Source organism: Paenisporosarcina indica (assembly GCF_001939075.1).
GTDB classification, from domain to species: domain Bacteria; phylum Bacillota; class Bacilli; order Bacillales_A; family Planococcaceae; genus Paenisporosarcina; species Paenisporosarcina indica.
The window spans coordinates 177,542-192,256 of record NZ_MPTA01000001.1; the positions used below are offsets into that span (position 1 = coordinate 177,542).

12 protein-coding genes and 1 pseudogene are annotated in these 14,715 nt (G+C 38.9%); 10 read left to right on the forward strand and 3 right to left on the reverse strand.

The genetic code is table 11. From position 1 onward, the window contains the following. Window positions 1-12: 12 nt before the first annotated feature. Together GY23_RS00750 and GY23_RS00755 are read right to left on the reverse strand one after the other, a co-directional pair. The gene (locus GY23_RS00750) at window positions 13-867 is read right to left on the reverse strand and encodes a DegV family protein (protein ID WP_075617294.1); all 855 of its coding nucleotides are present in this window, start codon (window positions 865-867) and stop codon (window positions 13-15) included. 24 nt (window positions 868-891) lie between these two features. Then, window positions 892-1,698 (reverse strand): Cof-type HAD-IIB family hydrolase, encoded by an 807-nt coding sequence (locus GY23_RS00755; RefSeq protein ID WP_075617295.1) that lies wholly within the window; start codon window positions 1,696-1,698, stop codon window positions 892-894. Between the two features lie 137 nt (window positions 1,699-1,835). Between GY23_RS00755 and GY23_RS00760 the strand changes: the two genes are divergently transcribed. The 3 genes from GY23_RS00760 to GY23_RS00770 all read left to right on the forward strand — a co-directional run bounded on the left by GY23_RS00760 (window position 1,836) and on the right by GY23_RS00770 (window position 5,805). Beyond that, entirely contained in the window at window positions 1,836-2,609 is a 774-nt protein-coding gene (locus tag GY23_RS00760) for a prolyl oligopeptidase family serine peptidase (protein ID WP_075617296.1), read from the forward strand. Between the two features lie 46 nt (window positions 2,610-2,655). After that, window positions 2,656-2,964: a metal-sulfur cluster assembly factor gene (locus tag GY23_RS00765; RefSeq protein WP_075617297.1), complete on the forward strand. Its 309-nt coding sequence runs from the start codon at window positions 2,656-2,658 to the stop codon at window positions 2,962-2,964. A 726-nt stretch (window positions 2,965-3,690) separates the two neighbouring features. Beyond that, a complete protein-coding gene (locus tag GY23_RS00770) occupies window positions 3,691-5,805 on the forward strand; it encodes an ATP-dependent Clp protease ATP-binding subunit (protein ID WP_075617298.1) in 2,115 nt (704 codons plus the stop codon). Window positions 5,806-5,890: 85 nt separating this feature from the next. On the opposite strand, the gene GY23_RS00775 is transcribed toward GY23_RS00770, so the two are convergent. Then, complete coding sequence (locus GY23_RS00775) at window positions 5,891-6,079, reverse strand: YjzD family protein (RefSeq protein WP_075617299.1); 189 nt, start codon at window positions 6,077-6,079, stop codon at window positions 5,891-5,893. 191 nt (window positions 6,080-6,270) lie between these two features. Between GY23_RS00775 and GY23_RS00780 the strand changes: the two genes are divergently transcribed. The 7 genes and pseudogenes from GY23_RS00780 to opp4A all read left to right on the forward strand — a co-directional run bounded on the left by GY23_RS00780 (window position 6,271) and on the right by opp4A (window position 14,428). Then, window positions 6,271-7,206 carry a beta-ketoacyl-ACP synthase III gene (locus GY23_RS00780; RefSeq protein ID WP_075617300.1) on the forward strand — a complete coding sequence of 312 codons (936 nt, stop codon included), beginning with the start codon at window positions 6,271-6,273 and terminating at the stop codon, window positions 7,204-7,206. A 125-nt stretch (window positions 7,207-7,331) separates the two neighbouring features. Then, on the forward strand, window positions 7,332-8,573 hold the full coding sequence (fabF, locus tag GY23_RS00785) for a beta-ketoacyl-ACP synthase II (protein ID WP_075617301.1): 1,242 nt from the start codon (window positions 7,332-7,334) through the stop codon (window positions 8,571-8,573). A 241-nt stretch (window positions 8,574-8,814) separates the two neighbouring features. Beyond that, window positions 8,815-9,834: an ABC transporter ATP-binding protein gene (locus GY23_RS00790; protein ID WP_075617302.1), complete on the forward strand. Its 1,020-nt coding sequence runs from the start codon at window positions 8,815-8,817 to the stop codon at window positions 9,832-9,834. Beyond that, window positions 9,821-10,747 carry an ABC transporter ATP-binding protein gene (locus GY23_RS00795; RefSeq protein WP_075617303.1) on the forward strand — a complete coding sequence of 309 codons (927 nt, stop codon included), beginning with the start codon at window positions 9,821-9,823 and terminating at the stop codon, window positions 10,745-10,747. Before GY23_RS00790 ends, GY23_RS00795 begins: the two co-directional genes overlap by 14 nt. 13 nt (window positions 10,748-10,760) lie before the next feature. Next, on the forward strand, window positions 10,761-11,723 hold the full coding sequence (gene opp4B / locus GY23_RS00800; RefSeq protein WP_075617304.1) for an oligopeptide ABC transporter permease: 963 nt from the start codon (window positions 10,761-10,763) through the stop codon (window positions 11,721-11,723). Between the two features lie 106 nt (window positions 11,724-11,829). After that, window positions 11,830-12,666: pseudogene (locus GY23_RS00805) on the forward strand (ABC transporter permease); the annotation flags it as partial. A 16-nt stretch (window positions 12,667-12,682) separates the two neighbouring features. After that, complete coding sequence (opp4A, locus tag GY23_RS00810; RefSeq protein ID WP_075617306.1) at window positions 12,683-14,428, forward strand: oligopeptide ABC transporter substrate-binding protein; 1,746 nt, start codon at window positions 12,683-12,685, stop codon at window positions 14,426-14,428. The last annotated feature ends 287 nt before the right edge of the window (window positions 14,429-14,715 follow it).

The window sequence follows — 14,715 nt, forward strand, 5'->3', positions numbered from 1 at the left end:
ACGCTCCATTTCTTATGGCTGTAATTGATTTAAAAAGAACACGCCTAAAGTACCAGGTCCCACATGAGCACCAATTACAGATCCAATCATTTGAATGTCAATTTGTTTTGGACTGAACGCATTTTGAATCATTTCTTGCATTTCTAGTGCAAACGCCTCATCGTCGCCATGACAAATCGCGATGGTTTGCTCTTGAAAACGCTCTCCGCGCTCTTCTATTAATTCAAGCATGCGTTTCAAAACTTTTTTTCGACCTCTTAACTTTTCAATAGGTATGAGTTTTCCGTCTTCTACATGGAGGAGAGGCTTAATATTTAATAATCCACCGATCACTGCACTTGTCTTGGAAACACGTCCACCTCGAGCCATGTAGTCTAAATCTTCGACTGTGAATAAATGCTCCATATGTCGTGCGTTAAAACGAATGTTTTCAACGATTCGATCTAACGTTTCGCCAGACTTTTTCAAATGTACAGCTTCTTTTACAAGTAAGCCATACCCAAGAGAGGCACACTTTGAATCAATAATTGTTAACTTTAATTCTGGATAATCTTCTTTTACTTGATCGCGAATCATCACAGCGGTGTTATGAGTTCCAGAAAGTTCAGATGAGAAAGAGATATATAATCCTTCTTCACCAGACTTGGCAAGCTCTTCAAACAATGTGATAAATTGTTCGGGTGAAGCTTGCGATGTTTTCGGTTGTTTCCCTTTGCGAATTTCTGCATAAACACGAGTAGAATCAATGGTCAAAACGTCCAGATATTCTGTATCCTCAATTTGGACACGCAATGGAATCAGTGTTACTGAATTTGTATCAAAAAAGGATTTCGGTAAATCACAGGCACTGTCAGCAAATATTCTCATTTGAATCCCCCTAATGTCTCTTTTTCATAATTTTAATCTTTCAAGCAAGAATTCTGCAATACCATCTTCATTATTAGACCCAGTTACTTCATTGGCAATACTTTTAAGTGGTGAAATGGCATTGCCCATCGCAACACCTGTTCCTGCGTATTCAATCATTTCCAAATCATTATCTTCATCGCCAAAAGCAATAATGCGTTCTTGTGGAATATTTAGATGTTTTGAAACGTGCGTTAATCCAACCGCTTTATTAAGTCCACTGCGTACGATTTCGATTACATGCCATGGCGCACCCCATCGTCGGTGATCAATTACTTCAGCATGGACATCGTGCAAATGTTGTCTGATTCCAGCAACTTCCTGTTCTTCTGCATGAATGAGTAAACTTGTAGGATCTGTTTTTAAATATTGGCGAATGTCGCCAGTGGTCACTTGAGGTTTACCGAAACTAAAGATATCCAGCAGTTTTTCATCATGATGATGAAGATAGACATCATCCAAAACTTCAGCAATAATATTATAGAATTTATAGTCATGAACGGCATCAATGACTTCATTCACCACATTTAGTTTAATGGGTTCATGAATTGGCTTAAACGTGTGGTCATTCGGATGATGAACAAATGCCCCATTAAAATTGACGATCGGTGTTTGCATTTTTAGTTGATGATAGTAAACTTCACTAGCTCTGTATGGTCTGCCGGTTGCAATCATAATTTCATGACCTTGTTCTTTTGCCTTAAACAACGTATGTAAAGTCTTTTCTGAAATGATTTTTTCATCAGTTAATAAGGTTCCATCCAAGTCTAAAACAATTAAATGTGGTTGCATTGCATTTAGCCCCTTTCTCTCTAAAATAAAGTGTATCGCCACTTATAACCTTTCGTCAAAAAAATCAATCTTATTTTTGAACTTTTTCAACTATTTTGCTACGATAATAATGAATCGAAGTGAAGGATGTGGAGAACATGATAGTAGAAAATGAACAATGGGGACATATCCCGCTGTTGCATGTATATAAAGAAAAGGTTAGAAATGAACAAGTTCCTATCGTGATATTTCTTCATGGTTTCACAAGTGCGAAAGAACATAACCTACACTACGCCTATCAATTAGCGGAAAAAGGGATGCGTGTTTTGTTACCGGATGCCCATTTGCACGGCGAGCGAGATGAATCATTAGATGAGGTCCAATTGTCCTTACGCTTTTGGGAGACTATCTTGACAACGATTGAAGAAGTGAATTTTTTACATAACGAGTTAAAACATAGGCATTTAATAGAAGATGATACAAAGATCGGGCTTGCAGGTACCTCAATGGGTGGAATCGAGACCTTAGGTTGTTTAAATGTGTACCCTTGGATCGATTCGGCAGCAGTCATGATGGGTTCTCCAAGCTATGTATATTTAGCAGAAGCGCAGATGGCTCAATTTGAGGCTGGTGGATTCAAGCTACCAATTACCGATATTGAACGTAAACAAATGCTAGAAACGTTAAGTAATTTTGACATTACATTAAACCCTGAAGCATTAAATGGACGACCGGTATTCTTTTGGCATGGTGTTCAGGACAGTACTGTTCCATATGAACCGACATTTACATTCTTTAATGAAATGAAAAAAATGTATGCACATGATCCAGAGCGTCTACAGTTTATGACTGATAAAAAAGCCGGTCATGCGGTTTCAAGACATGGGATGCTTACTGCAACCGATTTCATTGCACACCATTTGTCTCAGTAAGCTACATTTGTTATGATGAACATAAGAAGTAGAAAGGGGTATGAACATGGATCAAGATATGCGCGATAGCATGATGGGTGCATTAGAAACTGTAATCGACCCAGAGCTTGGAATTGATATTGTGAACCTAGGGCTTGTCTACGATGTGGATTTAACGGAAGATGGCTTTGGAGTAGTAACAATGACATTAACATCAATGGGCTGTCCTATGGGACCCATGATTGTTGACCAAGTGAAAACAGCTTTGTATGAGCTACCAGAAGTAAAAGAAGTAGATGTCAAAATTGTATGGACTCCAACTTGGTCAAAAGATAATATGTCCCGTTATGCCAAAATGGCACTCGGTGTTCGATAAAAAGAATGATGCTCCACTAACTGTTGAAGATGAACAGTCAGTGGAGCATTTTTTTGTGAAATATAAATTATTAAATTAGGGCCAATCCAATTCCAGTATTCAAAAGCTTTTGCTACTCAATATAGAGGCAAAGTTCACCATTTTAGATTGTACTAAGTATCTCCTATAATCCCGCTTCGGCGCTTTGTGAATGCCTCTTGCAAGAAGCCAGGCAGAAATTCACTGCCAGCCTTCTCGCTCTGTCTACCACTTGAAAAGCACCTACGCTGGATATGAGAAAAAGTAAAAAATGCTTTTCCTAATAAGAAGGTGCAGCTTTTGTGTTGGCTAATTTAAAGCAGGCTTGAGAAATTGTATATAACACGAAAGAGTGCATTTTAACATAGCCCAGCTTTTCTGCGACGAGATTGCGCAGGAGCAAGCCTCATGAGCGTGGAGAATGAGAAGCACAAGTATGAGGTCTTCATACTTGTTAGCTCATGCGGAACGTGCGGCAGTGCAAAATGTACGATAAACAACAGTTGAGTTTAACCTGGTTTCTTTGTGAAAAAGAAGTGTTTCATATTGTTTATAACGCAATCGATGCCGATTAAATCTAGCGGAAGCGATTCGTGACACAGACATTTTACTAGAATGCTCCAATCACATTTCTTTACAAATTTCCAATAGGCATTCTATAATAAAAGTAATTAGTCAAAAAAGGTCAAACTATGAGGTGAGATATAGATGCAACAGCAAGAACAAAAAAGTCCACTTGAGTTATATGGTCGCAATTTAGTAGAGCAAGCTAGAAATGGAAAGATGGATCCTGTCATTGGTCGCGATCAGGAAATCCGCCATGTCATTCGAATTCTTTCTAGAAAGACCAAAAACAACCCGGTTCTTATTGGAGAACCGGGAGTAGGAAAAACGGCAATTGTGGAAGGATTAGCACAACGAATTGTCCGTAAAGATGTTCCGGAAGGATTAAAAGAGCGCGATATTTTTGAGCTTGATATGAGTTCATTAATCGCAGGAGCAAAATATCGTGGAGAATTTGAAGAGCGTTTGAAAGCAGTATTAAAAGAAGTGAAAGACAGTGAAGGACGCATTATCCTATTCATCGATGAAATCCACACCATTGTTGGTGCTGGAAAATCAGAAGGGGCGATGGATGCCGGCAATATGCTTAAGCCGATGTTAGCACGCGGAGAACTTCATTGTATTGGAGCAACAACACTTGACGAGTACCGTATGTACATTGAAAAGGATGCAGCACTTGAACGTCGATTCCAACAAGTGTTAGTTCGCGAGCCGTCAGTTGAAGACACGGTGTCCATATTACGAGGATTAAAAGAACGCTTTGAATTGCATCATGCGGTACGCATTCATGATCGTGCGATTGTTGCAGCTTCACAGTTAGCCGATCGTTATTTAACCGAACGATTCTTACCAGATAAAGCGATTGATTTAGTGGACGAAGCGTGTGCGATGATTCGAACTGAAATTGATTCGATGCCACAAGAACTTGATGAAGTGACACGGAAAATCATGCGACTTGAAATTGAAGAGCAAGCATTAATGAAAGAGAAGGATCAAGCAAGCCAACTGCGTTTAGCCAATCTGCGAGATGAACTGGAATCATTTAAATCTTCCAGTGAATCCATGCGTAATCAATGGACGAATGAGAAAGAATCGCTACAATATATCCAAAAAAAGAGAGAGTTACTCGATGAATATCGTCATGATTTAGAGGATGCTGAAAACCGCTACGACTTAAATAAAGCGGCGGAACTCCGTCATGGCAAGATGCCGACACTTGAAAAAGAAATTGCCAAACTAGAAATGTCATTAGAAACTAGCGGTGACAATCGGTTGTTACGTGAAGAAGTAACATCCGAAGAAATTGCTTCTATTGTAGCGAGATGGACTGGCATTCCCGTTACTAAACTGCTTGAAGGAGAACGCGATAAACTCCTTCGTCTAAAAGAGACGTTACAAGAACGCGTGGTAGGTCAAGAACAAGCCGTCCAATTTGTAACCGAAGCTGTTTGGCGTGCCCGTGCTGGTATTAAAGATTCGTCAAAGCCCATTGGTTCCTTTTTGTTCCTAGGTCCAACAGGAGTAGGGAAAACAGAACTGGCTAAAGCATTAGCAGCCAATTTATTTGATTCGGAAGATCATTTCATTCGCATTGACATGTCTGAGTACATGGAAAAGCATAGTGTCTCACGATTGGTCGGAGCACCTCCTGGTTATATTGGTTATGAAGAAGGTGGACAGTTGACGGAGGCTGTAAGGCGTAATCCGTATTCAGTTGTGTTACTCGATGAAATTGAAAAAGCACATCCAGATGTGGCGAATATCTTACTCCAATTATTAGACGATGGACGAATTACAGATAGTCAAGGCCGTGTTGTATCCTTCACGAATTCAGTTGTCATCTTAACTTCAAATATTGGTTCTCAGTATTTACTCGATGACAGTGAACAAGCGGAAGATTTAGTCATGTCATCACTTCGTGCACATTTCAAACCTGAATTATTAAATCGGATGGATGAGATTGTCTTATTCCACTCGCTTAAAGGATCGCATTTTACTACGATTACAGAGAAGTATTTAGCTCAATTGGCTAAACGATTAGTGGAACAAGAAATCAACATATCTTTTTCAAAGGAATTAATAGATTGGGTTGTCAATGAAGGGACAGATGCTGCATTTGGAGCAAGACCTTTGCGCCGCTTTATTCAACGACATGTTGAAACCGCTGTTGCGAAGGCTTTACTTGGTGGGGAGATTAAGGCAGGTAGCATTGTCGAGGTTACGCTAACGAACGGAGAACTGGTAGTAACATCAAAATAAAAAAACGGTTTCTGAGAAGGACTATCCTTCGCTGAAACCGTTTCTTATTATCCAGCACTAATCGCATGGATTTTGTGCGATTTTATTAATGGCTTTCGTGAACTACTGGGTCATTAGGGATAATTGCAGAAATAACGAAAACAAGAATCGTCACAACAACCGAAATAATGGCACCTAATAGGAAGTTAAATGGTACGGCATTAATCGAACTAACAACGTAATTTAACATTGATATAAGAAAGAATGACCAAATAAATGTAAAAACAAATTTCATGTGAATTCACCTCTAAACAGACTATTTACTAAGAACATCATACCATATACGGTCCAGTGTGATAAAGTTTCTTTTCAACTTCTCAAGAGAAGTTTGACTAATTCTTGTCGATGTGTTGATAAATCCAACATAATTCGTTATGATTGTTACCAGGTACTAATATAAGATAACAATGGGAATGAGGTTGGCTCATGAATGCTGGAATTATTGGTTTAGGAAGACACACACCAGAAAAAATTGTGACAAACTTTGATTTGGAAAAACTTATGGATACATCGGATGAATGGATTCGTACACGAACAGGTATAGAAGAGAGAAGATATGCGAGCGATGATGTCGATTCGTCAGATATGGCTTTTGAAGCCGCTAAAGAAGCAATCAATGATGCAGGAATAGATGCAAGTCAAATCGGATTAATTCTAGTGGCAACAGTTACACCAGATACGCCATTTCCAAGTGTATCCACGATGATCCAGGCAAAACTTGGAGCAACCAATGCTGCAGCTATGGATGTTTCAGCGGCTTGTGCAGGATTTATGTACGGGGTTATTACAGCTAAGCAATTTGTTGAATCTGACACTTATCCTTATGTTTTAGTAGTCGGAGTTGAAAAACTATCAAAAATTACGAACTTCGAAGACCGCAATACGGCAGTATTATTTGGAGATGGAGCGGGTGCAGTTGTCATTGGTAAAGTTTCTGAAGGTCGTGGCATATTGTCCTTTGAACTTGGTGCTGATGGTACTGGAGGTAAGCATTTATACCAAAATGGTCCATACCTTGAGATGAATGGTCGTGAAGTATTCAAATTTGCAGTTAGACAAATGGGAGAATCTGCAGAACATGTTATTACAAAAGCTGGACTTTCAAAAGAAGATGTAAATTTCTTAGTTCCGCATCAAGCTAATATTCGGATTATGGAGTCATCTAGACAACGTCTTGGTTTGCCTGAGGAAAAAATGTCCAAAACGATCAATCAATTTGGTAACACTTCTTCAGCTTCCATTCCAATTTCACTTAAAGAAGAAGTATTAAATGGCAAAATAAAAGACGATGATGTGATTGTATTGGTCGGCTTTGGTGGCGGCTTAACCTGGGGAGCAATCTGCATGAAATGGGGCAAATAAAGGGATTTTGAACTTGTCCAGTTGAATAATTGGATAATAAGTTCCGACCATTCGAGATGATTGAGGTTGAATCACAGTCACTTGCTACTTGAAATTTAGTTTATACATGAGGGGAGAATAAAATCATGACAAAACGTCGTGTTGTAATAACAGGGATAGGAGCGGTAACCCCGCTTGGCAATGATATTGAAACAACATGGGCTGGTATTCTGGAAGGGAAATCGGGAATTGGACCAATGACACGTGTTAATCCTGACGATTTCCCAGCAAAAATCGCTGCTGAAGTAAAAGACTTCGATATTGAAACTTATATTGAACGTAAAGATGCACGTAAAATGGATCGCTTTACACATTTTGCTTTAGCTTCTTCGATCATGGCAGTAAAAGATGCAAATTTAGATATAACACCTGAACTTGGTCTTCGTACAGGTGTATGGATTGGTTCTGGTATTGGTGGCATGGAGACATACGAAGCTCAATTTAGAACATTTCTTGACCGCGGGTATCGTCGAGTAAGTCCATTCTTTATTCCGATGATGATTCCAGATATGGCAGCTGGACAAGTGTCAATCCATTTTGGTGCAAAAGCGATGAACTCATGTACAGTAACAGCTTGTGCTTCAGGTACAAACTCGATTGGTGATGCATTTAAAGTAGTTGAACGTGGAGATGCGGATGTCATGATTACAGGGGGTGCTGAAGCACCGATTACAAATATGTCGGTTGCAGGTTTCTGCTCGAACACAGCACTAACACTTAATCAAGACCCGAAAACTGCTTCACGTCCATTTGATGCTAATCGTGATGGGTTTGTTATTGGTGAAGGTTCAGGAATTGTTATTTTGGAAGAGTATGAACACGCTAAAGCACGTGGTGCAAAAATATATGCTGAGATCGTCGGTTATGGTTCTACTGGAGATGCGCATCATATTACTGCTCCAGCTCCTGAAGGAGAAGGTGCAGCAAGAGCGATGGAACAAGCACTTTCCGATGCAGGAATCGAACCATCTGCTATTGACTATATCAATGCACATGGAACAAGCACCCCTTACAATGACCAGTTCGAAACTTTGGCAGTTAAATCGGTATTTGGAGAACACGCTTATAAGCTGGCAATGAGTTCAACAAAGTCGATGACTGGACATTTACTTGGAGCAGCTGGTGGAATAGAAGCAATTTTCACAGCACTTGCCATTCAAGAAAATGTCTTACCGCCAACAATGAATTTAGAAAATCCAGATCCTATCTGTGATTTAGACTACGTAGCGAATGCATCACGTAAAAAAGAGATTGCCTATGCCATGAGTAACTCCCTTGGCTTCGGCGGGCATAATGCTTCAATAATATTAAAAAAAGTTAACGCTTAATGACCAAAAACCGCTAAACATTTAATTGTTTAGTGGTTTTTTTGTGGATTTTCAGTTGAGGTAGAATATTTTTCTCTATTATTTTAACCCCCAAAATATAAACCAAAGTTTGTATTAATAATAAAACCTTAACATTAATATAATGATTATCATGTGCTTCTAATAAATTTTCAAAATAGACTTTCTATAGACTGAAAAAATTAAGTATTTTATTCTCGAAATATAAGTGGGAGGCGTTAGTTTGGGTAATCCTGTGTTAAAGATTCGCAATCTTTCAGTATCGTTCAAAATTAAAGATTATCATTATCCAGCTGTAGATGATGTAACACTCACTATTAACGAAGATGAAGTACTTGCCATTGTAGGGGAGTCTGGTTGTGGCAAGAGTGCATTGGCGCTTTCAATCATGGGTCTGCATCCAAAAGGTAGAACTAAAATAGACGGCGAGATAAATTATCAAGATCAAAATATATTGCGATTAAACGATGCAAGTTTAAATAAAGTTCGTGGAAATGAGATAGCTATGATTTTTCAAGATCCTTTGACGGCACTAAACCCATTAGTCCGTATTGGAAAGCAAATTGAAGAATCCATGAAATATCATACGAACTTTTCAGCGAGTCAGCGCAAAAAAAGGGCTTTAGAACTTCTCGGAAAAGTGGGTATCCCATACGTGAAACGAGTGTATGCACAATACCCGCATGAATTGTCGGGTGGTATGAGACAACGCGTGGTTATTGCAATTGCACTAGCATGCAATCCAAAAGTACTAATTGCAGATGAGCCCACAACAGCACTTGATGTAACCATACAAGCACAGATCCTCGATTTGATGAAAACTCTACAAGAAGATACTATGGCTGGCATCATTTTGATCACTCATGATCTAGGAGTCGTTGCTGAAATGGCCGACCGTGTTGCCGTTATGTACGCTGGGCAAATTGTCGAAATAGCCGATGTAGACACGATATTAAAGAAACCGTTACATCCATATACTCGTTCTTTACTCAATTCAATCCCAAGCAAAATGTCAAATAAAAGTCGATTACATGTAATTGAAGGGGTTGTTCCAACCATTCAAAATTTAAAAAGAAATGGATGTCGATTTGCTCCTCGAATTAAATGGATTGGTGGAAGTGAGCATCAAGAAAATCCTCTATTAGAAGAAGTAGAACCTGACCATTGGGTACGTTGCTCTTGCTATCGTAATTTCTACTTCCCAAAAGGTAAAACAGGAGAAAAACACGATGTCCTTACTTAAAGTGAACGATTTAAAAGTTCATTATCCAATCCTTGGAGGATTTTTCCACACTGTGATAGACCATGTACGTGCCGTTGATGGAGTAAGCTTTGAACTTCGACCAGGAGAAACTTACGGGTTAGTGGGGGAGTCTGGGTGCGGTAAGACGACAATCGGTCGTGCGATTATCGGTCTGAATAAAGCAACATCAGGAGAAATCAATTTTAACGGAACAGACTTGACTCAGTTGTCTAGGGGACAGCGCCGACAATATACGAAAGACATCCAAATGATTTTCCAAGATCCATACTCTTCATTGAATGCTCGTAAACGGGTGCTTGATATTGTGGCAGAACCAATTCGGAATTTCGAACGATTGTCATCAGAGGAAGAACGTAAACGTGTACAGTTTGTCATTGAAAGAGTTGGCTTGAATCCTGAAATTATTTATAAGTATCCACATGAATTTTCAGGTGGGCAACGTCAACGAATCGGTATAGCACGTGCACTTATGCTAAATCCAAAGTTGATTATTGCAGATGAACCCGTATCTGCACTTGATGTCTCGGTACAGGCTCAAGTTTTAAACTTTATGCAAGATATTCAAAAAGAGTTTAACTTAACGTATTTATTCATTAGTCATGATTTAGGGATCATTCGCCATATGTGTGACCGAATGGGCATTATGTATCGAGGTCGATTTGTAGAAGAAGGTACAAGTGAGGATATTTACAATGAGCCTCAACACATTTACACAAAACGCTTAATTGCTGCCATTCCTGAATTGGAAACGGCAAACCGCAAAGAAAAAACACATATTCGTAATCAAATTGCAGAAGAGTATCGTCAAACAAAACATCAATTTTTCGATAAAGATGGCCGTGTCTTTTCTTTAAAGAAAATATCAGACACGCATTCCGTTGCGATGCAATAAGGGGGACATACCAATGTTGAAATTTCTTTTACGTCGAACACTGATTATGATTCCTCAACTATTTATACTCAGTGTTCTAATCTTCCTATTAGCTAAATCAATGCCCGGCGATGCATTAACAGGACAAATTGGACCACAAATTGATGCGGAAAGACTTATAGAGCTACGTGAAAAAGCGGGACTGAATGACCCATGGCATGAGCAATATGCTCGCTGGATTGGAAATGTGATTCAAGGAGATTTTGGGAAGTCAGCTATTTATCAACAGAAAGTAACGAACTTAATTGGTGATCGATTGGGCAACACACTCTTATTATCAGCAAGTATATTATTAGTGAGTTATTTAATTGCCATTCCGCTTGGGATTATTGCAGGAAGATGGACCGATTCATGGGTAGACAAGCTAATTGTTTGGTACAACTACCTCGCATTTGCTACCCCGTTATTCGTATTTGCCTTAATAATTCTATTTATTTTCGGTTTTACACTTCAGTGGTTCCCGATAGGTGGATCCGTTGATATACAAGCCGACAAAGGAACAATGGATTATGTGTTAAGTAAAACGGAACATCTTGTTTTGCCTACGATGGCAGGGTCGTTACTGGCCACATTTGGGACTATCCAATACTTACGAAATGAAATTATTGATACGAAAATCAAGGATTTTGTAAAGACTGCACGATCTAAAGGAGTTCCTGAGCGTAAAGTGTATTCACAACACATTTTCCGTAACTCTTTGTTACCGATTGCGGCTTTTTTAGGCTATGAGATTACTGGACTAATCGGAGGTTCCATCTTTTTGGAGTCTATCTTTAGCTATCCTGGTTTAGGTCAACTCTTTCTATCATCTATTAGTTCGCGAGACTTCAGTGTAGTTAACATACTTGTGTTAATTTCCGGGTCTGCTGCCATTGTTGGCACCATGTTATCTGATTTAATCTTAAGTTGGGTAGACCCACGCATTCGGGTTGATTGAGGATACTGGATTGGGAGGGAGAAAAATGACAGTTAATTTGAGTAGTAGCACACCAGTTTCGGATAGCATGCAACCCAAAACAACCTACGCATCATTGGGAAACACGATGTGGAGTGAAATTAAAAATGACAAAATGGCATTATATTCTTTAATTTTATTAACTGCCATTCTTGTGACGGTTTATACTGGATCCTTCCTATTAGATTTAGAAAAAATAAATAGAATTGATCTGTATAATATTTATGCCAAACCATCGACCGACAATTGGTTAGGTACTGACTACGGTGGGCGAGATATTTTGGGTACATTAATAATCGGAGCAAAAAACTCCATTACGATAGGAGTTGTCATTACCTTAATTTCAGGTTTAATCGGTTTAACGGTTGGATTGATATCTGGCTATTTCGGTGGCATTATCGATAACGTGATTATGAGAATCATCGATTTCATCATCATTTTACCGTTCTTGATGATCATTATCGTGTTAATAACAGTCGTCCCGGTGTTTAATGTTCCCGTATTCATCACCATGTTGTCCATATTCTTATGGACAGGAAAAGCACGATTAATACGATCGAAAACACTTGCTGAAAGCGAACTAGATTATGTAAATGCTTCAAAAACGTTAGGTACACCAAACTGGAAAATTATCGTGTTTGAAGTTTTACCTAATCTGAGCTCTATTATTATCGTAAACTTGACGTTAACTTTAGCTGGTAATATTGGGATTGAAACGGGATTAACTTATCTTGGATTTGGTCTACCTGAAAGTGTTCCATCTCTTGGAACACTAGTATCTTACGCCTCAAATCCAGATGTTATCCAACATAATTGGTGGGTATGGTTGCCAGCATCATTACTAATTTTAGTCATCATGCTGTGTATAAATTTCATTGGCCAAGCGTTAAAACGTGCGGCTGATGCGAGGCAAAGATTATCCTAAGAAAGGAAGTACAACATTGAAAAAGAAGAATTTGTTGTGGATGCTTTGCTGGATCTTAGTGCTTAGTTCATTTTTAGCAGCTTGTACAAAAGACAAAGAAAAAGTGAAAGCAGAATTAACTTTTCCCACAGCTGTTTCTTCAACTGGTGAAGCAATTGGTGGGGGAACCGTAAACTTTGGTTTAATCTCTGATACACCATTTGAAGGGACATTAAACCATGTTTTCTATACAGGAAAACCGGACGCACAAGTACTTCAGTTCTTCGATGAAAGTTTGTTATACACTAATTCAGATTATGAAATTACAAATGAAGGTCCAGCAACATTTGAAATTTCTGAAGATAAAAAAAGCATTACTGTAACAATTAAAGATCAAGTAAAATGGCACGATGGCGAACCAGTAAAAGCAGATGACTTACTTTATGCTTATGAGTTACTTGGTCACCCAGACTACGAAGGTTCTCGCTACTCTGGATTAATTCCAATGGTAGAAGGTATGAAGGAATATCATGCGGGTAAAGCGGATACGATTTCTGGTATTAAAGTTAATGACGATAAAACACTTACGATTTCATTTACAATTGCTAGCCCATCCTTAACAACAGGTTTCTGGGCATACCCAGTGCCACGTCATTACTTAGGTGATATGACAATTGGTGAAATCGTTGAATCAGACAGAATTCGTACTACACCAATCGGCTTTGGTCCATTTAAAGTCAATAAGATGGTGCCAGGTGAGTCAGTTGAATTCGTCCGTAATGATGATTACTGGAGAGGCATCCCTGCTCTAGAATCGATTGTTCTAAAAGTGGTAAGTCCAAGTGTTGCAGTAAGTGCATTGGGAACTGGCGACATTGATATCGCCGATGTTCCCGCAGATCAATATCTAGCTGTAGAAGAACTCAAAAACGTTGAGTTACTTGGTCAAATTGATTCGTCCTATACTTACATTGGGTTTAACCTTGGGAAATGGGATGCTATAAAAGGCGAAAACATCATGGATAACCCCAAATTAGAAAACAAACAATTACGTCAAGCGATGGCTGTAGCACTAAATAACGAACCTGTTGGGGAGAAGGTATATCATGGTTTACGTTTCCAAGCTTCAACATTAATTCCGCCTTCTTTCCCTGGATATCATGACTTCGATGCGAAAGCAATCGAATATAATCCGGAAAAAGCAAAAGAAATACTAGCTGAAGCGGGATATAAAGATACAAATGATGATGGTTTTGTAGAAGATCCAGAGGGTAATGATTTCAAATTAACATTTGCAAACATGTCAGGTTCTGACATTGCTGAACCGATAGCTCTTCACTATATTCAAAACTGGGCGGATGTAGGCATTAAAGTTGAATTATTGGAAGGGCGTTTACATGAGTACAATTCATTTTATAAACGCATAGAAGCAAATGATCCAGCAATCGATATTTACCAAGCTGCTTGGGGTACTGGTTCCGATATCGATATGAAAGGCTTATATGGTCGTAATGCAATGTTCAACTACACCCGCTGGACTAATCAGAAAAACGATGACCTTCTAGCTGCTGGTGTTTCTGAACAAGCATTTGATACGGAATATCGTCAAAAAGTTTATAAAGATTGGCAAGCACTTATGAGTGAAGAACTTCCCGTCATTCCGACTCTGTTCCGTTACAGCATAACAGCTGCTAACAAACGTGTTCTAAACTACGATATCGCAGGTGGCTCAAAAAACGGTTGGGATACTGTAGCGGTATCTGCAGACTCTCCAATCAAATAGCACAATAAGAAAAGCTTCATCTCCTATTGAGATGAAGCTTTTTTAAATATAGAAAATATCTGTTAATGGACTAATAGAGACCCTTGTATTCATATAGTGGTGTAAAAGGATGCTTGGTATGACTAAATGGATACTGTTTGGAATTAGTTACATATTTATTGTGATGAGCCTATTACAAATACTTTTATATATGAATTATTTTTCTCTTGGCTATAGGTGGCAAACGGTATGGCGATTTATTATTCAAACACCAGATTTCGCACTATTTGTCGGGTCATTTATTGTGT